Origin of the sequence: Rubrivirga sp. (assembly GCF_965213695.1) — a bacterium.
In the GTDB taxonomy this organism is placed as follows: Bacteria; Bacteroidota; Rhodothermia; order Rhodothermales; family Rubricoccaceae; genus Rubrivirga.
On sequence record NZ_OZ243912.1, the window covers coordinates 4,019,956 to 4,041,140 of the forward strand.

Sequence of the window (21,185 nt, forward strand, 5' to 3'; positions counted from 1 at the left end):
GGTGTAAAGGAAGTGTGACGAGATCGTTCCCCGCGCCTGCGCGTATCGTCTGCTGCTGCTCCTCCCCGCCATGCTCGACCGGATCCACGCCTTGACCGACGACGCTTTTCCCGAGGTCGTCCGCCTGCGCCGCGCGCTCCACCGCCGGCCCGAGCTGGCGTTCCAAGAGCACGAGACGGCCGCGCTCATCGCCCGGACGTTGCGCGAGATCGGCATCGAGCCCATCGAGGGCGTGGCCCGGACCGGCGTCGTGGCCCACATCGAAGGCGCGCAGCCGGGCCCGACGGTCGCGCTCCGCGCTGACATCGACGCGCTCCCCATCACCGAGGCGACCGGGCTCGACTTCGCGTCGGAGATCGACGGGCGGATGCACGCCTGCGGTCACGACGCCCACACGGCGATGCTCCTCGGCGCAGCGCAGGTTCTCCACGCCCTGCGCGCGGACCTCGCCGGGACCGTCCGGCTGGTGTTTCAGCCGAGCGAGGAGAAGGCGCGGGGCGGGGCGAGCGTCATGATCAAGGACGGCGTGCTCGGCCCGATGGGCGGCCACGGCGGGCCTGAGCGGATCTTCGGCCAGCACGTGTTCCCGGAGCTCCCGGCCGGGACGCTTGGCGTCCGCGCCGGCACCTTCATGGCGTCGGCGGACGAGGTGTACCTGACGGTCCGGGGGACCGGCGGCCACGCCGCTGCGCCGCACCTCTTAATAGACACCGTGCTCGCGCAGGCCCACGTCCTGACGGCGCTCCAGGCCGTCGTCGCGCGGAACCGGCCGCCGGGCGTCCCCTCGATCCTGTCGTTCGGCCGCGTCCAAGCCGACGGGGCGACGAACGTGCTGCCCGACGAGGTCCGCATCGCGGGCACGTTCCGGTCGATGGACGAGGACTGGCGGTTCCGGGCCCACGACGTCATCCGGCGGACGGCCGAGAAAACGGCCGAGGCGTTCGGGGCCACGTGCGAGGTCGAGATCGTCGTCGGCTACCCGGTCCTGCGCAACGACGACGCGGCGGCGGCCTTCGCGCGCGAGACGGCCGTCGCCCTCGTCGGCGCCGACCGCGTGGTGGACCTGCCGATGTGGTACGCCTCGGAGGACTTCGCCTTCTACACCAAGCAGATCCCGGGCGCGTTCACCGTGCTGGGCGTCGGGAACGAGGCCGAGGGGATCACGCACGGGCTCCACACGCCCCGTATGACGGTCGACGAGGAGGCGCTGCGGACGGGGACCGGCTTCCTCGCCGCGCTCGCCGCCCGCCAGCTGGCGGAATAAGGGCCGTTCGTGTTGTGCCCGCGAGCGGTCTCGATGATGACCGCACGATGACCGCGCCCGTCCGGGGATGTGCCCTCGTCGCCTCGGACACCTGGCGCGGCTCGCGCGTACCACCCCGTCGAAGTTCTCGTTTCTCACCGCCTCGCTCGCCTGTGCTCGCCTCCCCGCCCGACGTCCTCGCCCCGTTCCCCGGCCTCACCGACGACGCCTTCGACTTCCTCAAGAGCCTCAAGCGGAACAACGACCGCGAGTGGTTCCGCCCCCGCAAGGACACCTACGTCGACGAGCTCCGCGAGCCGATGCGGATGTTGGTCGCCGACCTTAGCCGGCGGCTCCCCGAGCGCGGGCTCCCACTCACCGGCGACCCCAAGCGGGCCGTCTTCCGGATCTACCGCGACACCCGGTTCTCGAAGAACAAGGCCCCGTACAAGACGCACGTCGCGGCCGTCCTCTCGCGCGACGGCGACAAGCGGGCCCCGGGCGCCCTCTACGTCCACGTCGAGCCCGGCGCGACGCGCGTCGGCGGCGGGTTCTGGCGGGCCGACAAGGACTTCGTCCGCTTGTGGCGGACGCGGCTCTCCTCGAACCCCGACGAGTTCTTGCAGATCGTCGAGGCCGTCGAGGGCGCGGGGCTCACGCTCGAGACGGCCGGGAGCGCGCTCACGCGGATGCCGCGCGGGTTCGAGGACCAGCGCGAGAACGCCGCCGCCGACTACTTCCGCTGGCGCGGCGGCTTCGCCGCCCTCCGCGAGGACGTCACCGACGACGACGTGCTCTCGCCCGGCTTCGCCGACCTCATCGTCGAGACCGCCGAGGCCGTCCGCCCGCTCCTCGAGTACGGCTGGCGCATCGCCGACGAGGCGGCGAGGTAGAGGGCGTGGGGCACGTGGCAAGAGGCATGGGGCGACACGATGAACGCGCCCCCCTTGCCCCATGCCTCGTCTCCCTTGCCCTTCAGTTCAGCAACGCCCAGAACACGCCGAAGCGCAGGACGTGCGGCGGCAGCGGCTCGCCCTGGACGAGGACGGCGTCGACGGCCCGCTCGCCGAGCGCGTGGTCGTAGCGCACGAACAGCGAGGCCCGCGCGCTGAACGTGGCCGTCGCCTCCAGGCCGACGAGGGCCCGGGCGGGGAGCTCGGCGCCGAGCGCCGCCCCCGGCACGGGCAGCGCGAGCGCGCCCGTGGCCTGCTCGACGCGGCGACTCCGGAACGCCGTCCACGCCTGCGCGACGACGGCCAGGTCAAGGTCGAGCACGCCGTCGCCGACGTCCTCTGCGCGGAGGCCGACCCGGCCCGTTCCCCACACCCGGGGCAACGCGGCGTCGAGCCGACTGCGGAGGTCCGACGACGGGTCCGAGACGACGCGGGCCGTGCCGTCGGCGCGGACGTAGACCCCGCGCCGGGCGCTCTCGCGCCAGCCCACCGAGACGGCGACGCCGCCCTGCGCGACGGCGCCCTCGGTCCCGACGACGGCGAACAGCGTGTCGTCGACCGCGACGAGGTGCCGGCCGTCGGTCGTCCGGCTGGCGAACGCGCACACGCCGAGTCGCCCGTCGCCCCGGCGCAGCGCGACGGCCGCGTCCGCCGCGAGTGTCTGCTCCGTCCCGTCGCTGGCGTCGGGCACGACGCGCCCTTCGAGTCCGACTCGCTCCAACCACGACCGCGCCCGGCCACCGAGCCGGACGCCGGCCGACAGCGCCCCCACCGTCGCCCGTGCCGACGCCGACGGCCACCGCTCGCCATCGACCTGGTGGACGCCCGCGCCGAGCGCGACTTCGGCCGGGCCCAGGCGGACCGAGTCGGTCACGGCCGCGTGGAGCCCGAGCCGGGCGTCGGCGCCGGGCAGCGCGCCGGTCTCCGGTCCCGGTGCCGGCGCGGCCGCGACGTCGAGCCGGAGGCCGAGCGCGTGAGCACCCGCGGGCACCCGCTGCGCCACATACGCCGCGAGACGCCGCCCGTGGACCCGCACCGTGTCGCCGGTCCCGTCGGCCGGAACAAACACCGACCGCTGGACGGCGACGGACCCACCGACCTCCGTTGGCGCCGACATCACGAACGGGAGACGCAGGCGGAGCCAGGGCTCGGTCCGCAGCGTCCGCCGGGTCGCGCCGGACCCGAGAACCTGGCTCGTGGCCGGACTGAAAATGGCCGTGATGGGGAGCCCGGCCGTCGGCACGACGCCTGCGCGCGCGCCCTCCGTCCGGTCCGTGTACGACACGCCGACCTCGGCGGCGACGCTGGGCCGGGTGAGCAAGAGCCGGCCGAAGGCGTCGGTGTGGGCGAGGTCGGCGCCGTCGCGCGGGCCGTCGGCAGTGCGGCTGGCGGCGTGGCCGGTGAGCGTGAGCCGGCTCGCGTCGCTGCCGCCGCGCAGGAACGCAGGCGGCCGTCGCGTCTGGGCGTGCAGTCCCGAGACGTGCTGGATCCCGTCCTGCCCACCGAGGTACCGCAGCTCCGTCACCGGCACGCCGACGCGGAGGTCGCGGAGCCCGGCCTGGGCGCTCGTCGCCCGCCCGAGCGCCCCGTCGCCGATGCGGAGCGGGCCCATCGCCGCGAGCGGCAGCAGGTCGAACCGGGGCGCGTCGGTGACGAGGTCGAGGAGGGGCCGGCCGTCGAGCAGGAGTCCAGGCGTGGCCGGGTCGAGGCCGTCGAGCGCGAGCCCGGCCGTCCGCCCCGTCGCCCCGAGCCGGTACGCGAACACCGCAGGTGTCGGCGCAACCAACGCGGCCGGCGCGAGGTCGGCCACCGATGGCGGGTCGGCCACCAGCAGGCCGAGGTCGAGCGCGGCCGTCGTCGCGGGGACCGGCGTGATCGGCCGCCCCGGCACCAGCGGGAACGGGCCGACGGGCGCGCGGCCTGGCCCGACCGTGGCCACCGGCGGCGCGAGCGAGTCGACCGGGGCCGCGCGGACCGTCGCCGTTGTGTCCGTCTGCGCCAGCGCGGGCGCCGCCGCCAGCGCCGCGAGCGCCAGCGCCCGAGCCGCCCGCCTCACCCCTCGACCGGGAAGAGCCCGAACAGCCGGCTCTCGATCCGGCTCAGGATCTCGTACCGGTCCTCGTCCTCGTTAACGAAGTCGAGGTCGTCGGTCTCGACAACCATCTTGGGGTACGGGTACCGCTCGATCCAGTCCTCGTAGAGCTCGTTGAGCCGCTCGAGGTAGTCGAGCCGGATCGACGACTCGAACTCGCGCCCCCGCGCCTGGATGTGGCGGACGAGCGTCGGGACGCCGGCGCGGAGGTAGACCAGGAGGTCCGGCGGCTGGAGGTAGCCGGCCATGATCGAGAACAGCTCGACGTAGTTCTCGTGGTCCCGCCCGTCCATCAGCCCCATCTCGTGGAGGTTGCGGGCGAAGATCTCGACGTCCTCGTAGATCGACCGGTCCTGGACGACCGACCGGGGCGCGGCCTCGATGGCCTTCTGGTGCTGGAACCGGCTCGACAGGAAGAACACCTGGAGGTTGAAGCTCCACCGCCGCATGTCGTCGTAGAAGTCGGCGAGGTACGGGTTGTCGTCGACGGACTCGAAGAACGGGGCCCAGCCGAACGTGTCGGCGAGGATCTGGGTCAGCGTGCTCTTGCCGGCCCCGATGTTGCCGGCCACGGCGACGTAGAGCTTCCGGCGGGGGGCATCGCCGGCGAGGGAGAGGTCGGTCTGCATGGGGTCGCGGGGGGACCCGAAGGTACCGCCGGCACCGGTCGTGCTCGGGCCGCGCTCACGGGGCCACCGCACCTCCTCCCCTTGTTGCCTGGAACGAGTTGCCTGGAACGAGCACGGCACGCCGTGACGAGAGAGGGCACGGCACGCCGTGCCCCTACGGCCGGTGGTGCGGCCGGTGGACCGATGTCCTCGCTGGGTTCCCCAGGATGTACCGGCGCACGTGCTCGGCCTCCCGGTCCGTCCGCACGACGCGGTCGTGGTACCCGCGTTGCCAGACCAGCGCGCCCGGTGTGCCCCGCGCGAGGTTGACCGCGCGCGTGACGGCCGATTTGTACGCGCGGACCACCGTCGCCACCGTCCCCGTCTCCGGAGCGGCAAACCGACGCCCCGCCCCCCCGCCCGGCAACGACGCCCCGGGCACCGTAGGGGCACGGCGTGCCGTGCCCTCGCCACGTTCGGCCACCCCACCCCCGCCCGACCCCACACCCCCATCCGCCAGCCCGATCCCAAACAACAGGTGCACGTGATCCGGCATCACCACGAACACGTCCGGGACGAGCGTCGGCCGCTGGCGGAACGTCCGGCCCGACTCGTCACGCGCCAGCCGCCCGGCCGCCGACAGCCGAACCTCCCCGCCGACGACCGCGCCGAACAGCGGCGCTCGCCCCGCCGTGCAGACCGTCACGAAGTAGAGCCCGCCCGCGTAGGCGTAGCCTCGGAGGCGGACGGAGCGACGGTGGCCGGACATCGCCCCCTAGACCCGCGGCGGCCCCCGATCTACCCTCGCTACCGCGCCCGCTCCGGGCTCGGAACGAACTGGCCGTCGCGCTTGACGACCCGGCCGTCCTTCATCACGAACGCCACGTCGAGCATGGCCGAGGCGTCCGCGAGGGGGTCGCCCATGACGGCCACCAGGTCGGCGACGTAGCCGGGGCGCAAGGCGCCCAGCGTCTCCGACCGCCCCAGCAAGTCGGCTGCGTTGACCGTCGCGAATCGGAGCGCGTCCATGAACCCTACGCCGACCTCCTCCATGTAAACGAACTCGTTCGCGTTCCGGCCGTGGCGGAACACGCCCGCGTCGGTCCCGAACGCGATCGGCACACCGGCCTGGTAGGCGCGGCGGAACGTGTCCTGGATGAGCGGGCCAATCGTCAGCGACTTCTGCGTCACGACGGGCGTGTAATAGCCCTCGATCCGGGCCGAGTCGGCGACGGACTTGCCGGCGGTGATCGTCGGGACGAGGTAGACGCCGGCTTGGCGCATCATGGCCATCGTCTCGTCGGACATGTAGGTCCCGTGCTCGATGGACGAGACGCCGGCGCGGATGGCCCGCTGCATCCCGTCGTCGCCGTGGGCGTGCGCCGCGACGGTCAGGCCGCGCTCGCGCGCCGTCTCGATGATGGCCCGCATCTCGTCCTCGGCGAAGTGGGCGCCCGAGCCGTCGCCCTGGAGCGACAACACGCCGCCGGTCGCCGTGAACTTGATGAGGTCCGACCCCCGCTTGATCGCGAGCCGGACCGCCTGCTGCGCCGACGCGGGCCCGTTGACGACGCCGTCGGTCTCGTCCGGCACGCCGACGATGTCCTCGCGGTACGAGTTGGTCGGGTCGGCGTGGCCGCCCATGATGGACAGGCTCTTGCCGGCGACGAACATCCGGGGCCCGGCCACGTCGCCGCGGTTGATGGCGTCGCGGAGCGCGTAGTCGGCCCCCTCGTTGCTCCCGACGTCGCGGACGGTCGTGAACCCGGCCATCAGCGTGGACCGGGCGAAGGGGACGGCGGCGAGCACGCGGTCGGCGGCGGTCAGGCGGAAGGCGTCGATGTAGCCGTCCTTGCGGCTCTCGCCCGTCAGGTGCGTGTGGCTGTCGATCAGGCCCGGCATGCACGTCGCGCCGCGCAGGTCGATGGCGTCGGCGTCGGCGGTGAACCCGGCGACGACCTCGACGACCCGGCCGTCCGCGACGACGACCGTCCGCTCGCGCATCGGCTCCATCGAGGTGGCCGGGTCGAGCAGCGTGCCGCAGTGGACGACGGTCCGCTGGGCGAGGGCGGGCGGGACCGCGACGAGGGCGGCGAGGACGATGGGGACAACGCGCATCGGTCGAGCGGGCGAGTGTCCCCAGAGTCTACGAAGGGCCCCCGCTCAACGGCCGAGCGGGACGTAGCCGCGCCGCGTCAGGAGCCGGACGTCCGTCGCGCCCAGCGCCGTCCGCGCGTAGGCGACGGCCCGACGCAGCAGTCGGGGCCGAGGGACGCGCCGGATCCGTCGCCCGTCGTCCCACGACAGGAACGAGAGCTGGCCCGGTGTGTCGTTGTAGGCCCGCGCGGTCAGCGTTCGACCGTCCTCCGAGAACCGGTAGACGGTGCCCCGGTAGGCGAACGGGTGCGGGTCGCCCGGCTCCGAGACGTCCTCGAACCGCTCGGCCGTGACCGTCACGCGGCGCGCTCGGGGAGCCGGGCCTTGCGGGGGAGCCGGGCCGGGACCGCCGCCGGCTTGCCGACGGCCCGGGCGACCGGCACCGTCGTCTCCTCGTCCTCCGGCCGCCACGTGTGGAGCAGGTCGAGCACGCCGTCGCGCGTGTCGTGCTCCATCAGCCGCATCCGGAGCTGGCTCGCGCCGCGGTGGCCCTTGAAGTAGCCGCCGTACATCCGCCGCATCTCCAGGACGCCCTTCCGCTCGCCGAGCCACGCGGCCTTCAGCGTGACGTGCTCGGCGACGACCGCGATCCGCTCGGCCCACGACGGCGGGTCCGGCACCTCGCCGGTCTCGAGGAAGGCCCGGGCGTCGCGGAAGACCCACGGGTTGCCGATGGCGCCCCGCCCGATCATCACGGCGTCGACGCCGGTCTGGTCGAACATGTCCTTCACGCGCTCGGGCGTCGTCGCGTCGCCGTTGCCGATGAGCGGGATGTCGCGCAAGGCCGCCTTGATCCGGGGGAGCCACTCCCAGCGCGCCTCGCCTCGGTACATCTGCGCCCGCGTCCGCGCGTGGACGGCGAGCGCCGCGACGCCCGTCGCCTCGAGCATCCGGGCCACCTCCTCGATCCGGATCGACTCGTCGTTCCACCCCAGCCGCGTCTTGACCGTCACCGGCCGCGTCGCCTCGTCGACGACGGCGGCCGTGATGGCCTCCATCTTGTCGAGGTTGCGCAGGATGCCGGCCCCGCCGTCCTTACAGACGACCTTCTTGACGGGGCACCCGAAGTTGATGTCGATGAGCGTCGGGTCCTGGGCGTCCGCGATCCGGGCCGCTTCCCGCACCTGGTCCACCTCGCCGCCGAAGATCTGGATGCCGACGGGCCGCTCCTCCTCGTAGAACTCGAGCTTCTGGACGGACCCTTGGGCGCCGTACGCCAGCCCGCCGGCCGAGATGAACTCGGTGTACAGCAGGTCGGCGCCGTACCGCTTGCACAGGATGCGGAACGGCGGGTCGGAGACGTCCTCCATCGGGGCGAGGAGGAGCGGGCGGGGTCCGAGGTCGAGGTCGGCGATGCGCATGGGGGCAACGTACGGGTCGGGCTCGGCGAGTCTGGCGGGCGGAGCCGGTTTTGCGGGTTTCTTCGGACGTCGCCTCTCCTGGACCCGTCGGGCTCACTGGACCCGCGCAACCTGCCAAACCCGGTCCCCGTAGAGCGCCTCGATTCTCTCCGAACCCCATGACGCTCGTCCTCGCTGCGACCCTGGCGGCTACCCTCGCGGGCCTCGCCAAGACGCTCCTGCTCACGCTGATCGCGGTCCTGAACGGCATCCTCGCGCTGCTGGCCGCGCTCGCGACGTGGAAGACGTACCTCGCGCTCGGCACCAAGGTGCTCCTGATCGCCCTGTTCTGCGTCCCGATCGTCGGCCTGCTGGTGTTCCTGGTGTGGGGCCAGCGCGTCGTCCGCGACAACCAACGGTAGCTGAGCCTCCCCTCTTTTCCCCCCGATCCTATGGACCGCCTCCGACTTCTCCCCGCTCTCGCTCTCGGCGCGTTCGCGCTGGTGCTCACCGGCTGCGGCACCGGCGACAACGTCGCCGACATGCTGTTCGGGGGCTACGGCGGCGTCTGCTGGCTGATCCACGTCGTCCTCGTCGTGGTCGCCTTCGTCAAGATCGCCAACAGCTCGGCCGACACCGGGGGCAAGCTGCTCTGGGCCGCCGCCGTCTTCTTCTTCCCCCTCGTCGGGCTGATCGCCTGGTGGCTCTGGGGGCCGAAGAGCTAGGCCGGCGGGGACGACACACGAGATTCGGAACACGCGGGGCGCAGGCTGAGCATTCGGCCCGCGCCCCGCGCCCGTTTCCGCCCGACTACCGTGCGGCGACCTCCACCGCCGGCACGTCGCGGGCGCAGCGGAAGCCGACGTGGGCGAACGACGACTCGGGCGTCGCGTGGCTCCGCGCGCTGACGCGGTAGCCGTGGCAGTACGACGGGTGGCACAGGAACGAGCCGCCGCGCTGGACCCGCTCGGGCTCACCGCTCAGGCCAGCGACGGCCCGCGTCGTGCCGCCGTCCGCCCCGAGCGGGTAGGGCTGGTACCACGAGGCCGTCCACTCCCAGACGTTGCCGCCGAGGTCGGTGAGCCCAAGCGGCGTGGCCCCGAACGCGCCGACGGGGCTGGTCCCGTCGCGGAAGCCGTCGGCGCCGTCGTCGCCGCCGGGGAACGAGCCGGTCCAGGTGTTGGCCCGGAGGCGACCTCCTTCGTTGAGATCGTCGCCCCAAGCGTAGGGGCTCCGGTCGTCGCCCGCGCCCCGCGCGGCGTGCTCCCACTCGACCTCGGTCGGAAGACGGCCGGGGGCGCCGCTCTGGGCGCCGTCCCAGGTGCAGAACGCGGCGGCGTCCGTCCAGCTTACCTGGGTGACCGGGTGGTCGTCGGGCGCCTCGCCCCCCTCGGGCCCGCGCGGACGCCGCCAGTCGGCCCCGGCGACCAGGCCCCACGCGCCGGCCGCCTGGTCCATCACGGCGCCGTCGCCGAACGCCTCGGCCTGCGTCTGGTGGCCGGTCGCGTCGACGAACGCGCGGAAGCGGGCGACGGTGACGGGCGAGCGGTCGAGCAGGAACGGGGCGACGGTCGCCTCGAACGCGGGCCGCTCGTGGGGCATCCCGCCCTCGCCTGCCAGCACGCCGACGCGCGTCGTCCCGCCGGGGACGTAGGCCATCGTCGCCGGGACCACAACGCCGTCGGGGACGGCGAGGTCGACCGGCGCAGGATCGTCGGCCACGCTGGCGGACGGCGAGGCCGAGTCGTCGGCGCAGGCCGCGAGGGCGAGGGCGAGGACGAGGGCGAGGCGGTGGGACACAACGGGGGAACGCGGGACGCCCGAAGATCGCACCGGGCCGGGCTGTAGACTCCGAGGCGACCACCTCCTCCGTCCCGCTGCCGGCCCTCACCCCCGGATCGAGTCCGGGGCAGGCTCTGTCCCTCTCCCACGCCATGGGGAGAGGGGACGTCGTAGGCGCCGCAGCAGTCCCAGTACGCTCCGCCCCGTGCCCCGCAAGATCCTCCACGTCGACATGGACGCCTTCTACGCGTCGGTCGAGCAGCGCGACGACCCCGCGCTGCGCGGGCGGCCCGTCGCCGTCGGCGGGAGCGGCGGGCGGGGCGTGGTGGCCGCGGCGAGCTACCAAGCCCGCCCGTTCGGCGTCCGCAGCGCCATGCCGATGGTGCGCGCGCGGCGGCTGTGCCCGGACCTGGTCGTGGTGCCGCCCCGGTTCGACGCCTACAAGGCCGTCAGCGACGACGTCCGCGCCGTGTTCGCGCGCTACTCGGACCTGGTCGAGCCGCTGTCGCTCGACGAGGCCTACCTCGACGTGACCGAGCCGCTCACCGGGCCGGCGTCGGGGACGCTGCTGGCGCAGGCGATCCGCGCCGAAATCCGCGAGACGACGGGGCTGGCGGCGAGCGCGGGCGTCTCGTTCGGGAAGTTCCTGGCCAAGACGGCCTCGGGGATGGCCAAGCCCGACGGGTTGCGCGTGATCACGCCCGAGGAGGCGCCGGCGGTTGTGGCCGCGCTCGCCGTCGAGGACTTCCACGGGGTCGGCCCGGCGACGGCGCGGCGGCTGCGGGCGCTCGGCATCGAGACCGGCGCCGACCTGCGGGCCCGGTCCGAGGCCGACCTCCGCGCGGCGCTCGGCAAGGCCGGCGGGTGGCTCGCGCGCGTCGCCCGGTGCCAGGACGACCGGCCCGTCCGCCCGCACCGCGTCCGCAAGTCGGTCGGCGTCGAGCGGACGGGCCGGCACGACGCGCGCGGCGGCGACGCGCTCGCCCGGCGGCTCGGGCCCATTGCCGAGGAGCTGGCGCGGCGGTTGGCGCGCCACGGGCTCGCCGGGCGGACGGTGACGCTCAAGCTCAAGAGCGCCGCCTTCGAGATCACCCAGCGGAGCGCGACGCTGCCCGGCCCGGTCGCCGCCGAGGCGGACCTGCTGGGCGTCGGTGTGGCGTTGCTCCACCGGCCGGCGCCGCCGAGCAGCCCGGTCCGGTTGGTCGGGCTGACGGTCTCGAGCCTCGTCCCGGCCACCGCCGGCCGCCAACTCGCGTTCCCGTTCGCCGTGCCGGAGGCGTACTCAAATCCGTGAGGGGTCTGGAAGCCCGGGTTTTTCCGTAGGGACACGATTCGTCGTGTCCCTACGGCCAGGGTCAGCGTCGCGTCTGTCTGGGGAAGTGAGAGGCCGAGACCGACCGGTCCGCTACAGCGGGAGCCCGGCGCTGCGGCCGTAGACCACGACGAGCGCGAGCGCCAGCAGGACGACGGGGACTCCGACCTTGGGCCACTCGCCCCGCTCGCCGTGGGCGATGGCGGCGGCGACCATGACGGAGGCCAGCCCGAGCGCGGCCCACGGGACGAGCCCGTCCAGGCCCACCAGCGGCGGCAGAATCAGCCCGGCCGCGCCGAGCACCTCGGCCCCCCCGATCAGCTTGATCGTGAGCGGGCGGTAGCCTCCGAGCACCCCCATCTTGTCGAGCAGCGCCTCCTTCGGCCGGGCCAGCTTCATCCCGCCAGCGGCGAGGAAGACGGCGGCGAGGAGGACCTGAAGAATCCAGAGGACGACGGTCATGGGCACGGAGCGGAGAGCGAGATGGTAACGCCGCCGTCGGGCCGGGGTGAACCTTTCGGGCCGCCCTGGAGTACGCGGAGCCCCTCACCTGACCCCCCTCACCATGATCGGTGGACTCATCTTCTGGATCATCGTCGGCGCCGTCGCCGGCTTCCTCGCAGAGAAAATCATGAAGGCCGACATGGGCATCGGCATGAACATCGTGATCGGCATCGTCGGCGCGCTCATCGGCGGGTTCCTCGTGGGCCTGGTCGGCTTCGACGACGACGGCGGCCTGATCTGGAGCATCCTGGTGGCCACGCTCGGCGCGGTCGTCTTGCTCTGGGCCGTCAACAAGTTCAAAGAGCGCTCGGCCGTCCGATAAGCGTTCGCCTCGTCCCCGCGGGCGGCCCGGCACCGGCGCCGGGCCGCCCGCGTTCTGTGTCCAGTCTCTCGCTCCGCTCGTGCGCCCGCTCCTCCTCCTGCCCCTCATCGCCGCCCTCGCCCTGGCCGCGTGCGACGACACGCCGCCCGACCCGTCGACGACGGTGGCCGTCCCCGAGGCCGACGTCGAGCGGTTCCGGGCCGAGGTCTTCCGCGAGACCATCGACCTCGACGCCGACCTCGCCCGGCTCGAGGCCGAGGCCGCCGAGAGCGACTCCGTCACGCAGGTGGCCTACGCCCCCGTCCTCGACCGCCTGCGCGCCGACCGCCGCCGGCTCCAGGTCCGCCTGGACAGCCTGCGCCCGACGCCGCCGGTCCGGTTCGACTCGACGCGCCAGGCCGTCCGCGCCCAGACCGCGCGGCTGGCCCAAGCCGTCCGCCGGGCCCGCTACGACGCGGCCCCGACCTACGACGCCTTGCGGGCCGCCGCCGTCCGCGGCCTGGGCGAGCTCGACGCCCGGCTCGCCGCCTTCCGCGCCGTTGCCGCCACCGACACGACGGGACGCCAGCTCCGGATGGTCGACTCGCTCGCGGCCGATCGCGACCGGCTCAGCGCCCGGATCGGCGCCTACCCCGACACGTCGGACGCCCAGTTCCCCCCGTTCCGCCAGTCGATCACCGACGGCGTCCTGGTCCTGGAGCGCCGCGCCGACGCCCTCGCCGCCGACACGGTCCGAGCGGTGAGGCGTGAGCAGGGAGCCGTGAGGGACGAGCTGTGAGCGGACGGGCCCTCCGGCCTCGGCCGGCCCGTTGCTGTTCCTCGAATGCCGCGCCACCGCCCGGTGCGCACCTACGGACGTGGGCCGTCTCGCTCCGACCGGCCGCCCCACTGACGCACTGACCCACCGGCGTCAGCGCCAGAACGACTCCTCGTCGCCGAAGGCGTCGGTCTCGACGGCGTGGAACGCGCCCGTCACCCGGACCTCGGCGTCCGACGGTGCGAAGTCAGAGCCGAGCTCGACGGCCGTCATCTCGAAGGTCCCCCGGGCCCGCCCGCCGTCGATCGCGTCGATCGTGACCGAGCCCGCGCCGGTGTAGAAAATGCCCCGCCCCGGCTCCCTCACGACGTACTGCGCCGGGTCGATGTAGACGCCGACGAACGCGCCTTGGGGCGGCTCGCCGCCGGGCCGGACCGGCGCCAGCTCGTACGTCCCGGGCGTGACCGACGCGCCGTCGAACGCGAACCCGACGGCCGGCGCCGCCAGCGACAGCGGCGCGCTCAGCGGACGGGCCCCGAGCACGACCGCGAACGTCGGCCCCGTGGTCGTGCTGACGTACGACCCGAAGTGCGCCTCGGCCCGGGTCTCCGCCTCCGCGTCGCCGACGCGGACCCAGAACGTGTTCTCGGCCAGGTCGCCGTCGAGGGCGGCGCTGTCGCAAGCGGGGAGGGCGAGGAGGACGGCGAGCGCCAGGAGCGAGCGCATCGGACAGGTGGGAGACGGCGTGAGGCGACGGCGCAACGTCGGCACAGATAGCGGGGAGCGCGGGTCCATTCGGAGAGACCCCGGGCCGGTGGCGAGCGGGGTGGAAACCCAACGCCGATCTTTCTGATGTGTTGGGGACGGAGGACCGGGGACGGAGGACCGGGGACGGAGGACCGGGGACGGAGGACCGGGGACGGGAGACCGCCAGATCGGGCCGTCCCCGGTCCTCCGTCTTCGGTCCCGTGACGCCGAGACCTGTGCTTCACAACTCGGGGCACGCACTCCCCGTGGGCTCAGCCCTCCTCGTTGACAAAGCGGACGCCCCAGGCCACGAGCGCGTCGGCGGCGTCCTGGCTGGCGGCCTCCGAGTAGACGCGCAGGACGGGCTCGGTCCCCGACGGGCGGAACATCAGCCACCCGCCCTCGACGCGGAACTTGAACCCGTCGAGCGTCTCGGTCGCCGTCACCGGCGCCCCGTCGACCTCGGCGAGCCCGCCGTCGGCGAACTGGGCGAGGACGGCCTCTTTGCGGGCCTCCGTGGTGTGGAGGTCGGTCCGGGACTGGTAGTGCGGGCCGAACTCGTCCATCAGCTCGCGGACCAAGCCCGAGAGCGTCCGCTCGCGGCGGACCATCATCTCGGCCACGGTCAGGCCGATGTAGAGCCCGTCGCGCTCGGGGAGGTGGCCCTTGACGCCCATCCCGCCCGACTCCTCGCCGCCGACGAGGACGTCGCCCTCGACCATCTGGGGCCCGATGTGCTTGAACCCGATGGGCGTCGTCGTGACCGCCAGCCCGTAGGTCTCGCCCATCCGGTCGAGCATGTCGGTGGTCGAGAACGTCTTGACGACGTCGCCGCGCAGGCCCTTCTCCTCGAACAGGTACTTGACCAGGAGCGCCAGGATCTTGTGGGAGTCGACAAACTGGCCCTCCTCGTCGACGAGCCCGATCCGGTCGGCGTCGCCGTCGGTGGCCAGGCCGAGCGCGCAGTTCCGCGCGGGGACCGTCTCCAGCAGCGTGGCCAGGTTCCGCTCGATGGGCTCGGGCGCCTGGCCGTGCATCCCGGGGTTCCGCTCGTGGCCCAGCTCGGTCACCCTCGCCTTGCCCAAGAGCTCGGTCACGACGCCCTGGCCGGCCCCGTACATCGCGTCGTAGGCGACGCGCGTGCCGGCCTCCTTGATGGCCTCGACGTCGATCTTCTCGCGGAGCAGCGCCGTGTAGGCGCCCTGGAGGTCGAACGTCTCGACCAGCCCGTCGGCGACGAGCGCGTCGAACGGCGTCGCCGTGAACGACCCGTCGAGGGCCCCGAGCTCGGCCTCGACCTCGGCGATCATGGCCGGCGTGGCCGGGCCGCCGAAGTGGGCCTTGACCTTGAACCCGTTGTACTGGGGCGGGTTGTGGCTGGCCGTGATCACGATGCCCGCCGTCGCCCCGTGCTCCCGGGTGGCCCACGAGACGGCCGGCGTCGTCGCGAACCCGTCGGCGAGCCGGACGCGGACGCCGAGCGTGGCGAGCACGGCGGCCACGTGCCGCGCGAAGGCGTCGCCCTGGAACCGCGTGTCGTGCCCGACGACGACCGACCCGTCGCCCTCGTCCTGCTTCTGGACCCACGCTGCGGTCGCCCGGGCGACGCGGGTGAGGTTGTCGAACGTGTAGTCCTCTGCGACGACGGCGCGCCAGCCGTCCGTACCAAACGTGATCTCGCTCATGGGGAAGGGCGGGTGAGAGCGTGGCCCAAGGCCGGCGCCGAAGCTACGGCCGGGGTCGGAGTCGCCGGGGTGAATCTCCGGGCGCCGGCTGCCGAGGGCGTGTCAGCGGCGAACGGGTTGAGCGAGTTGAGCCGGTCGAGCGGGTTGGGCCCGGCCGTTCGGAAACCCGCGTGACCCGCTGAACCTGCCAAACCCGCGAGACCTCTACGCCCGCGTCAGCCGGCGGTGGGGCCCGGTCGGCTCGTCGTCGGCGATGCCCAGGCGGGCCTTCCGGTCGGCCTCGTACTCGGCGTAGTTGCCGGGGTAGAAGAACACGCCGCCCTCCTCGAAGGCCAGGATGTGGGTGGCCACGCGGTTGAGGAACCACCGGTCGTGCGAGATCACGACGGCGCAGCCGCCGAACGCCAGCAGCGCCTCCTCGAGGGCCCGCAGCGTGTTGACGTCGAGGTCGTTCGTCGGCTCGTCGAGCAACAGCACGTTCGCGCCCTCCTTGAGCGTGACCGCCAGCTGGAGCCGCCCGCGCTCGCCGCCCGACAGCGTGCCGACCTTCTTCTGCTGGTCCGCCCCGCCGAAGTTGAACCGGCCGACGTAGGCGCGGCTGTTGACCTCCCGAGTGCCGAGCTGGATAAAGTCGGCGCCGCCCGAGATCGTCTGCCAGACCGTCTGGTCGGGGTCGAGGTCGCGCTCCTGGTTGACGTAGCCGAGCCGGACCGTCTCGCCGACCTTGAACGTGCCGGCGTCGGGCTCCTCGGCGCCGGTGATCATGCGGAACAGCGTCGTCTTGCCGGCCCCGTTCGGCCCGACGATGCCGACGATGCCGCCCGGCGGCAGGTCGAACGTCAGGTCCTCGACGAGCGTCCGGTCGCCGTAGCCCTTCTCGACGCCCTCGGCCTGGACCACGACGTTGCCCAGGCGCGGGCCCGGGGGGATGTAGATCTCGAGCTCGTCGCGGCGCTCGTCGCTCAGCCCGGCCTGGAGCTCCTCGTAGCGCGCGATCCGCGCCTTCGACTTGGTCCGCTGGCCCTTGGCGTTCTGGCGGACCCACTCGAGCTCCTGGTGGATCGTCTTCTGGCGCTTCGACGCCTCCTTCTCCTCGCTCGCGAGGCGGGCCTCCTTCTGCTCGAGCCACGACGTGTAGTTGCCCTCGAACGGGATCCCCTTGCCGCGGTCGAGCTCCAGGATCCACCCGGCCACGTTGTCGAGGAAGTACCGGTCGTGGGTCACCGCGATGACCGTTCCGGGGTAGCCGGCGAGGTGCTGCTCGAGCCAGGCGACGGACCGCGCGTCGAGGTGGTTTGTCGGCTCGTCGAGCAGCAAGACGTCGGGCGCCTGCAAGAGCAGGCGAACGAGCGCCACGCGGCGCTTCTCGCCGCCCGAGAGCGGGCCGATGGGCGCGTCGCCGGGCGGACAGTGGAGCGCGTCCATCGCCTGCTGGAGCCGGGCGTCGACGTCCCACGCGCCCAGCCGGTCGATGTCCTCCTGGACCTTGCCCTGCTCGGCGATGAGCGCGTCGAAGTCGGCGTCGGGCTCGGCGAAGGCGGCCGAGATCTCCTCGTAGCGCTTGAGGAGGCCGACGGCTTCGGCCATCCCCTCCTCGGCCACCTCGCGGACGGTCCGCGTGTGCTCGCCCAAGTCGGGCTCCTGCTCCAGCATCCCGATGGTCAGGCCGGGTTGCTTCTGGATCTCGCCGTCGTGCTTGCCGTCTTTCCCGGCGATGATGCGCAGGAGCGTGGACTTGCCGGCCCCGTTCAGCCCGAGCACGCCGATCTTGGCGCCGTAGTAAAACGAGAGGTAGATGTTGTCGAGGATCTTCTTGCCCGTCGGCAGGGTCTTGCCGACGCCGAGCATGGAGAAGATGATTTTCTGGTCGCTCACAGGGGCACAGTGGGTGTGCCGCCGAAGCTAGATGGGGGCCGTTGTCCACGCGGTGGATAACCCGTGGACACCGACCTGCGGCCCGGTGCCCTATCCTGCACCCCATGCCCCGTCCGCTCCGTCGTCTCGCTGCTGCCCTCGCCGTCGTCGTCGCCGCGTGCGGCGGGGCCATGGGCTGGTGGAGGCTCTGGATGTACCACGGGTGGCCGGGGCCGCCGGCCTTCCGTCGCTTGGTCCCCGGGACGGCCGACGGGGAGGGCTCGTACGACGCCACGTTCTGGGAGATGGTCGCCGTCCTGCTGCTCGTCGCGGCGGCGCTGGCGTGGGCCCTCCGGGGCCGGTCGTCCCGACCATCGACCGGGGGGAGACGGTAGCGCGGACCCCGCGTGGGACAGGCCGAGCCCTACGCCGACCCGACGCCCGTCCCCAGCTTCTCGGCCTCGACGATGAGCGCCTGGTGGCGGCGGGCCCAGTCGAGCGCTTCCGAGAACGTGCCGGCGTCGACCTCGAGGCGGGCGGCGACCGACCGGACCGCGTCGAGCTCGCGGGGGTGGAGCTGGCCGTCGGCGTAGGCCACCAGGAGCAGGTCCAGCAGGACCACGATGCGCGAGCGGTCGGTCCCGAACAGGAGGTTCAGGTCGCCGACGCCGTTGGGCGCCCCGGCCGTCTCCGTGCCGACGCCGGCCTCGACGTAGAGCCGGTCGAGCCGCTCGACCTCTTGGATCGCCAGCCGGTTGTCGGCGTCGATCACCTGGCGGGCCAAGACGAGGAAGGCCCGGCGCTGCTCGGGGCGGAGTTCGTGCAGAAACATGGGTGGGGGGAGTGTGCGGCGGAGGGTACGGAGCCACGACGGCGTTGGTGCCCCGAACCGGAACCGTCATGCGGCGTCGGGCGGTGGGCCGGCCCCGCTCTCCGACCACTCGCCGAGCGCGTCGAGGACCGGGACGAGGGCCCGGCCGCGCGGGGTCAGCCGGTACGACACGGCCGCGCCGCGCTCGCGCCGCGCGACGACGTCGGCCTCGGTCAGCCGCCGCAGCTCGGCCGCGAGCACCTTCGACGACACGGGCGCCCCGTCGGTGCCGGTGACCTGGGCGCGGAGCCGCCCGAACCGGGCCTCGCCTCGGGCCAGCCGCCCGACGACGGCCACGGCCCACTTACCGCCGAGCGCGCCCACGGCGTCCTGGACGGGACACGGGCCCCGGTGGCGGTCGGCGTCGGCGGGCATGGCGGAAAGCGGTTACCGGGCGGAACCCAGATGGAAACATGGGGCGGCCGAGGCCGCGTCCCTCGGGTCCTCAACCCCTCTCCTCCCGATGAAGTTCGCCCTCCTCGGCGCCACCGGCCGGACCGGCCGCCACGTCGTCACCCAGGCCCTCGACGCCGGCCACGAGGTCGTCGCCCTCGCGCGGACGCCCTCCAAGCTCGACGTCCAGCACGACCGCCTGACCGTCGTCCAGGGCGACGCGCTCGACCCCGACGCCGTCGGCCGCGTGGTCGGCGGCGCCGACGCCGTCCTGCTCACGCTGGGTCACGCGAAGGGCTCGCCGAAAGACGTCCTGAGGCGCTCGGCCTCGGTCGTCGTGGACGCGATGAAGCGCCACGGCGTCCGCCGGGTCGTGACCGAGACCGGCGCCGGCGTGGCCGACCCCCGCGACCCGGGCGGGCTCGGCCCCGCGTTCATGCGCGGCGTGATGGGCGTCGTCGCCAAGCCGTTGCTGGCCGACTCCGAGGCCCACGTCGACGTCTTCCGCCGGTCGGGCCTCGACTGGACCGCCGTCCGCGCGCCCCGCCTGACCGGTGGCCCTCACACCGGCCGGTACGAGACGGGCTACCTCTCGATGGGCCCCGGCCACAGCGTCTCCCGCGCCGACGTGGCCGACTACATGCTCCGGCTGGCCACCTCGGACGAAGCGGTCGGCGAGGCGCCGATGATTACGAGCCGGTGAGAGGTGAGCAGTGAGCGGAGATGCCGGTCGCCAGCGTCGCCCCCACGCCCGGAAGCCGCGAGCGGCCCGGAACTTTTCCACGGCCGCGTCCCGTCCCCCGTCCCCCGTCCCCCGTCCCCCGTCCCCCGTCCCCCGTCCCCCGTCCCCCGTCCCCCGTCCCCCGTCCCCCGTCCCCCATGACCCTCGACGTGTTCGCCGACATCGCCTGCCCGTGGTGCTACATCGGGGAGGCCCACCTTGCCGCGGCGCTGGCGCAGCGGCCCGGGATCGGGGTCGAGCGGCGGTGGCGGCCGTTCCAGCTCCAGCCCGACCTGCCACGCGAGGGCGGCCCGGCCGACTTTTTCGAGCGGAAGTTCGGTGGGCCGGAGCGCCGCCAGGCCGCGTTCGCCCACGTGACCCAGGCAGGCGAGGCCGCCGGGATTCGGTTCGACTTCGGCCGGCTCGCGGGCGCGCCCAACACGACCGACGCCCACCGGCTCGTCCTTCTCGGTCGGAGCTACGGCCGCGAGTGGGAGACGGTCGACGCCCTGTTCGAGGGCTACTTCGCCGACGGGCGCGACCTCAACGACGCCCAAGACGTCGTCGCCATCGCCGAGCACGCCGGCCTCCCCGGCGCCGACGCCCGTGCGCTGTTGGGCGACGACCGGTTTGAGGCCGACGTCCGCCGGAGCCAGGAGGTCGCGCGGCGGTCCGGGATCGGCGGCGTCCCGCTGTACCTGTTCGGCGAGCAGTTCGCGCTGTCGGGCGCCCAGCCGGTCGAGGCGTTCGTCCAGGCCCTCGACCGGGCCACCGCGAGTGTGTCGGACGCGAGCTGACGCGGACCCCGGTCCGAAGACCTGCGCACGCTCGGCCCCGTAGCGATCTTCCGACGCTTCCGCCCCACGCCCCGCTGATGCAAGCCGACACGACCGCCGCCGACACCACGGCCCTCCGACCCATCAACGTGGGGGAAGCCGCCACCGGACTGGTCGGCAAGCTCGAGGCGTGGTACACCGGGTTCGTGACCCTGCTGCCGAACCTGGTGGTCGCCGTCCTGATCGTGGTGGCCGCCGCGTTCCTGGCGCGGCTGGCGCGGCGCGTCGTGCAGGGGGTGATGCACCAGATCACCGAGCACGCGCCCCAGGCCCGCAACGTGGTCGACCTGCTGGGCACGCTGGCCTACGTGGCCGTCCTCGCCATCGGGACGTTCCTGGCGCTCCGCGTGATCGGGCTCGACGGCATCGTGACGACGCTGCTGGCCGGCGCCGGCATCGTGGGGCTGGCCCTCGGCTTCGCGTTCCAGGACATCGCGGCCAACTTTATCGCGGGCGTGCTCATGGCCGTCCGCAACCCGTTCGTGGTGGGCGAGATCATCGAGACGAACGGGTTCACGGGCCCGGTCCGCGAGATCTCGCTGCGCTCGACGATCCTCGACACGTTTCAGGGGCAGAAGGTGATCCTGCCCAACTCGAAGGTCTATGGCGACGCCATCGTCAACTACTCGGCGCGGGCCGAGCGACGGGTGGACCTGACGTGCGGCGTCGGCTACGGCGACGACTTGGAGCACGCCCAGCAGGTTGCCGTCCGAGCCGTCGAGGGGCTCAAGGTGCGCCAGCGTGCCAAGCCGGTCCAGCTCTACTACACCGAGTTCGGCGACTCGTCAATCAACTTCGTCATCCGCTTCTGGGTCGACTTCGCGCGCCAGACCGACTTCCTCGACGCGCAGAGCGAGGCGATCAAGGCCATCAAGGTCGCCTTCGACCAGGCCGGCGTCACGATCCCGTTCCCGATCCGGACGCTCGACTTCGACCCGAACGGCGGCGTCGCTCTGCGGGCCGCGCTCAAGGGCACCGGCGACGGGCTCGGCGGCGAGGCGTAAAGCG

Annotated in this window: 24 protein-coding genes; 11 read left to right on the forward strand and 13 right to left on the reverse strand. The window is 73.4% G+C overall.

Annotated elements, in window-relative coordinates; genetic code table 11:
• Nucleotides 1-70: 70 nt before the first annotated feature.
• Nucleotides 71-1,264, forward strand: coding sequence for a M20 metallopeptidase family protein (locus ACOOHE_RS17730; RefSeq protein ID WP_420455423.1), 1,194 nt, complete (start codon nucleotides 71-73; stop codon nucleotides 1,262-1,264).
• A 152-nt stretch (nucleotides 1,265-1,416) separates the two neighbouring features.
• Entirely contained in the window at nucleotides 1,417-2,136 is a 720-nt protein-coding gene (locus ACOOHE_RS17735) for a DUF2461 domain-containing protein (protein ID WP_420455424.1), read from the forward strand.
• 82 nt (nucleotides 2,137-2,218) lie between these two features.
• Here ACOOHE_RS17735 and ACOOHE_RS17740 read toward each other — a convergent pair whose 3' ends face one another.
• The 6 genes from ACOOHE_RS17740 to dusB form a co-directional block, all read right to left on the reverse strand.
• Nucleotides 2,219-4,252, reverse strand: coding sequence for a hypothetical protein (locus ACOOHE_RS17740; protein WP_420455425.1), 2,034 nt, complete (start codon nucleotides 4,250-4,252; stop codon nucleotides 2,219-2,221).
• Nucleotides 4,249-4,917 carry a deoxynucleoside kinase gene (locus ACOOHE_RS17745; RefSeq protein WP_420455426.1) on the reverse strand — a complete coding sequence of 223 codons (669 nt, stop codon included), beginning with the start codon at nucleotides 4,915-4,917 and terminating at the stop codon, nucleotides 4,249-4,251. Before ACOOHE_RS17745 ends, ACOOHE_RS17740 begins: the two co-directional genes overlap by 4 nt.
• 154 nt (nucleotides 4,918-5,071) lie before the next feature.
• Complete coding sequence (locus tag ACOOHE_RS17750) at nucleotides 5,072-5,665, reverse strand: transposase (RefSeq protein WP_420455427.1); 594 nt, start codon at nucleotides 5,663-5,665, stop codon at nucleotides 5,072-5,074.
• Between the two features lie 38 nt (nucleotides 5,666-5,703).
• Nucleotides 5,704-7,014: an amidohydrolase family protein gene (locus ACOOHE_RS17755; protein ID WP_420455428.1), complete on the reverse strand. Its 1,311-nt coding sequence runs from the start codon at nucleotides 7,012-7,014 to the stop codon at nucleotides 5,704-5,706.
• Between the two features lie 45 nt (nucleotides 7,015-7,059).
• Nucleotides 7,060-7,353 carry a hypothetical protein gene (locus tag ACOOHE_RS17760; protein ID WP_420455429.1) on the reverse strand — a complete coding sequence of 98 codons (294 nt, stop codon included), beginning with the start codon at nucleotides 7,351-7,353 and terminating at the stop codon, nucleotides 7,060-7,062.
• Nucleotides 7,350-8,414, reverse strand: a complete 1,065-nt coding sequence (dusB, locus tag ACOOHE_RS17765; RefSeq protein ID WP_420455430.1) for a tRNA dihydrouridine synthase DusB — start codon at nucleotides 8,412-8,414, stop codon at nucleotides 7,350-7,352. The genes ACOOHE_RS17760 and dusB overlap by 4 nt, the downstream gene beginning before the upstream one ends.
• A gap of 158 nt (nucleotides 8,415-8,572) precedes the next feature.
• Here dusB and ACOOHE_RS17770 point away from each other — a divergent pair, with 158 nt between their 5' ends.
• Together ACOOHE_RS17770 and ACOOHE_RS17775 are read left to right on the forward strand one after the other, a co-directional pair.
• On the forward strand, nucleotides 8,573-8,815 hold the full coding sequence (locus tag ACOOHE_RS17770; protein WP_420455431.1) for a hypothetical protein: 243 nt from the start codon (nucleotides 8,573-8,575) through the stop codon (nucleotides 8,813-8,815).
• A gap of 30 nt (nucleotides 8,816-8,845) precedes the next feature.
• Complete coding sequence (locus tag ACOOHE_RS17775; protein WP_420455432.1) at nucleotides 8,846-9,118, forward strand: PLD nuclease N-terminal domain-containing protein; 273 nt, start codon at nucleotides 8,846-8,848, stop codon at nucleotides 9,116-9,118.
• A gap of 85 nt (nucleotides 9,119-9,203) precedes the next feature.
• On the opposite strand, the gene ACOOHE_RS17780 is transcribed toward ACOOHE_RS17775, so the two are convergent.
• On the reverse strand, nucleotides 9,204-10,193 hold the full coding sequence (locus tag ACOOHE_RS17780; RefSeq protein ID WP_420455433.1) for a formylglycine-generating enzyme family protein: 990 nt from the start codon (nucleotides 10,191-10,193) through the stop codon (nucleotides 9,204-9,206).
• 187 nt (nucleotides 10,194-10,380) lie between these two features.
• On the opposite strand from ACOOHE_RS17780, the gene dinB reads away from it, so the two are divergent.
• Nucleotides 10,381-11,469, forward strand: a complete 1,089-nt coding sequence (gene dinB, locus ACOOHE_RS17785) for a DNA polymerase IV (RefSeq protein ID WP_420455434.1) — start codon at nucleotides 10,381-10,383, stop codon at nucleotides 11,467-11,469.
• Between the two features lie 111 nt (nucleotides 11,470-11,580).
• Here dinB and ACOOHE_RS17790 read toward each other — a convergent pair whose 3' ends face one another.
• Nucleotides 11,581-11,949: a DoxX family protein gene (locus ACOOHE_RS17790; protein ID WP_420455435.1), complete on the reverse strand. Its 369-nt coding sequence runs from the start codon at nucleotides 11,947-11,949 to the stop codon at nucleotides 11,581-11,583.
• A gap of 103 nt (nucleotides 11,950-12,052) precedes the next feature.
• On the opposite strand from ACOOHE_RS17790, the gene ACOOHE_RS17795 reads away from it, so the two are divergent.
• Together ACOOHE_RS17795 and ACOOHE_RS17800 are read left to right on the forward strand one after the other, a co-directional pair.
• Nucleotides 12,053-12,313, forward strand: coding sequence for a GlsB/YeaQ/YmgE family stress response membrane protein (locus ACOOHE_RS17795; protein ID WP_420455436.1), 261 nt, complete (start codon nucleotides 12,053-12,055; stop codon nucleotides 12,311-12,313).
• 79 nt (nucleotides 12,314-12,392) lie between these two features.
• On the forward strand, nucleotides 12,393-13,091 hold the full coding sequence (locus tag ACOOHE_RS17800) for a hypothetical protein (RefSeq protein ID WP_420455437.1): 699 nt from the start codon (nucleotides 12,393-12,395) through the stop codon (nucleotides 13,089-13,091).
• Nucleotides 13,092-13,223: 132 nt separating this feature from the next.
• Here ACOOHE_RS17800 and ACOOHE_RS17805 read toward each other — a convergent pair whose 3' ends face one another.
• From ACOOHE_RS17805 to ettA, 3 genes are all read right to left on the reverse strand, one after another.
• Complete coding sequence (locus tag ACOOHE_RS17805) at nucleotides 13,224-13,796, reverse strand: hypothetical protein (RefSeq protein WP_420455438.1); 573 nt, start codon at nucleotides 13,794-13,796, stop codon at nucleotides 13,224-13,226.
• 293 nt (nucleotides 13,797-14,089) lie between these two features.
• Nucleotides 14,090-15,502: a phosphoglucomutase/phosphomannomutase family protein gene (locus ACOOHE_RS17810; protein ID WP_420455439.1), complete on the reverse strand. Its 1,413-nt coding sequence runs from the start codon at nucleotides 15,500-15,502 to the stop codon at nucleotides 14,090-14,092.
• Nucleotides 15,503-15,706: 204 nt separating this feature from the next.
• Nucleotides 15,707-17,377, reverse strand: a complete 1,671-nt coding sequence (gene ettA, locus ACOOHE_RS17815) for an energy-dependent translational throttle protein EttA (RefSeq protein WP_420455440.1) — start codon at nucleotides 17,375-17,377, stop codon at nucleotides 15,707-15,709.
• Between the two features lie 104 nt (nucleotides 17,378-17,481).
• Here ettA and ACOOHE_RS17820 point away from each other — a divergent pair, with 104 nt between their 5' ends.
• Nucleotides 17,482-17,751, forward strand: coding sequence for a hypothetical protein (locus ACOOHE_RS17820; RefSeq protein ID WP_420455441.1), 270 nt, complete (start codon nucleotides 17,482-17,484; stop codon nucleotides 17,749-17,751).
• A 29-nt stretch (nucleotides 17,752-17,780) separates the two neighbouring features.
• Here the strand turns inward: ACOOHE_RS17820 and ACOOHE_RS17825 are convergent, their stop codons facing one another.
• Both ACOOHE_RS17825 and ACOOHE_RS17830 read right to left on the reverse strand, forming a co-directional pair.
• On the reverse strand, nucleotides 17,781-18,188 hold the full coding sequence (locus ACOOHE_RS17825) for a TerB family tellurite resistance protein (protein WP_420455442.1): 408 nt from the start codon (nucleotides 18,186-18,188) through the stop codon (nucleotides 17,781-17,783).
• A 66-nt stretch (nucleotides 18,189-18,254) separates the two neighbouring features.
• On the reverse strand, nucleotides 18,255-18,602 hold the full coding sequence (locus tag ACOOHE_RS17830) for a winged helix-turn-helix transcriptional regulator (protein WP_420455443.1): 348 nt from the start codon (nucleotides 18,600-18,602) through the stop codon (nucleotides 18,255-18,257).
• An 88-nt stretch (nucleotides 18,603-18,690) separates the two neighbouring features.
• Here ACOOHE_RS17830 and ACOOHE_RS17835 point away from each other — a divergent pair, with 88 nt between their 5' ends.
• From ACOOHE_RS17835 to ACOOHE_RS17845, 3 genes are all read left to right on the forward strand, one after another.
• The gene (locus tag ACOOHE_RS17835) at nucleotides 18,691-19,323 is read left to right on the forward strand and encodes an NAD(P)-dependent oxidoreductase (protein WP_420455444.1); all 633 of its coding nucleotides are present in this window, start codon (nucleotides 18,691-18,693) and stop codon (nucleotides 19,321-19,323) included.
• Between the two features lie 176 nt (nucleotides 19,324-19,499).
• Nucleotides 19,500-20,138 carry a DsbA family oxidoreductase gene (locus ACOOHE_RS17840; protein ID WP_420455445.1) on the forward strand — a complete coding sequence of 213 codons (639 nt, stop codon included), beginning with the start codon at nucleotides 19,500-19,502 and terminating at the stop codon, nucleotides 20,136-20,138.
• A 77-nt stretch (nucleotides 20,139-20,215) separates the two neighbouring features.
• Entirely contained in the window at nucleotides 20,216-21,181 is a 966-nt protein-coding gene (locus ACOOHE_RS17845; protein ID WP_420455446.1) for a mechanosensitive ion channel family protein, read from the forward strand.
• The last annotated feature ends 4 nt before the right edge of the window (nucleotides 21,182-21,185 follow it).

Coding starts and splice junctions, on each gene's coding strand:
- ACOOHE_RS17730 (WP_420455423.1), top strand. CDS start 71: ATGCTCGACCGGATCCACGCCTTGACCGACGACGCTTTTCCCGAGGTC.
- ACOOHE_RS17745 (WP_420455426.1), bottom strand. CDS start 4,917: ATGCAGACCGACCTCTCCCTCGCCGGCGATGCCCCCCGCCGGAAGCTC.
- ACOOHE_RS17750 (WP_420455427.1), bottom strand. CDS start 5,665: ATGTCCGGCCACCGTCGCTCCGTCCGCCTCCGAGGCTACGCCTACGCG.
- ACOOHE_RS17755 (WP_420455428.1), bottom strand. CDS start 7,014: ATGCGCGTTGTCCCCATCGTCCTCGCCGCCCTCGTCGCGGTCCCGCCC.
- dusB (WP_420455430.1), bottom strand. CDS start 8,414: ATGCGCATCGCCGACCTCGACCTCGGACCCCGCCCGCTCCTCCTCGCC.
- ACOOHE_RS17770 (WP_420455431.1), top strand. CDS start 8,573: ATGACGCTCGTCCTCGCTGCGACCCTGGCGGCTACCCTCGCGGGCCTC.
- ACOOHE_RS17775 (WP_420455432.1), top strand. CDS start 8,846: ATGGACCGCCTCCGACTTCTCCCCGCTCTCGCTCTCGGCGCGTTCGCG.
- ACOOHE_RS17790 (WP_420455435.1), bottom strand. CDS start 11,949: ATGACCGTCGTCCTCTGGATTCTTCAGGTCCTCCTCGCCGCCGTCTTC.
- ACOOHE_RS17795 (WP_420455436.1), top strand. CDS start 12,053: ATGATCGGTGGACTCATCTTCTGGATCATCGTCGGCGCCGTCGCCGGC.
- ACOOHE_RS17805 (WP_420455438.1), bottom strand. CDS start 13,796: ATGCGCTCGCTCCTGGCGCTCGCCGTCCTCCTCGCCCTCCCCGCTTGC.
- ACOOHE_RS17810 (WP_420455439.1), bottom strand. CDS start 15,502: ATGAGCGAGATCACGTTTGGTACGGACGGCTGGCGCGCCGTCGTCGCA.
- ACOOHE_RS17820 (WP_420455441.1), top strand. CDS start 17,482: ATGCCCCGTCCGCTCCGTCGTCTCGCTGCTGCCCTCGCCGTCGTCGTC.
- ACOOHE_RS17825 (WP_420455442.1), bottom strand. CDS start 18,188: ATGTTTCTGCACGAACTCCGCCCCGAGCAGCGCCGGGCCTTCCTCGTC.
- ACOOHE_RS17830 (WP_420455443.1), bottom strand. CDS start 18,602: ATGCCCGCCGACGCCGACCGCCACCGGGGCCCGTGTCCCGTCCAGGAC.
- ACOOHE_RS17835 (WP_420455444.1), top strand. CDS start 18,691: ATGAAGTTCGCCCTCCTCGGCGCCACCGGCCGGACCGGCCGCCACGTC.
- ACOOHE_RS17840 (WP_420455445.1), top strand. CDS start 19,500: ATGACCCTCGACGTGTTCGCCGACATCGCCTGCCCGTGGTGCTACATC.
- ACOOHE_RS17845 (WP_420455446.1), top strand. CDS start 20,216: ATGCAAGCCGACACGACCGCCGCCGACACCACGGCCCTCCGACCCATC.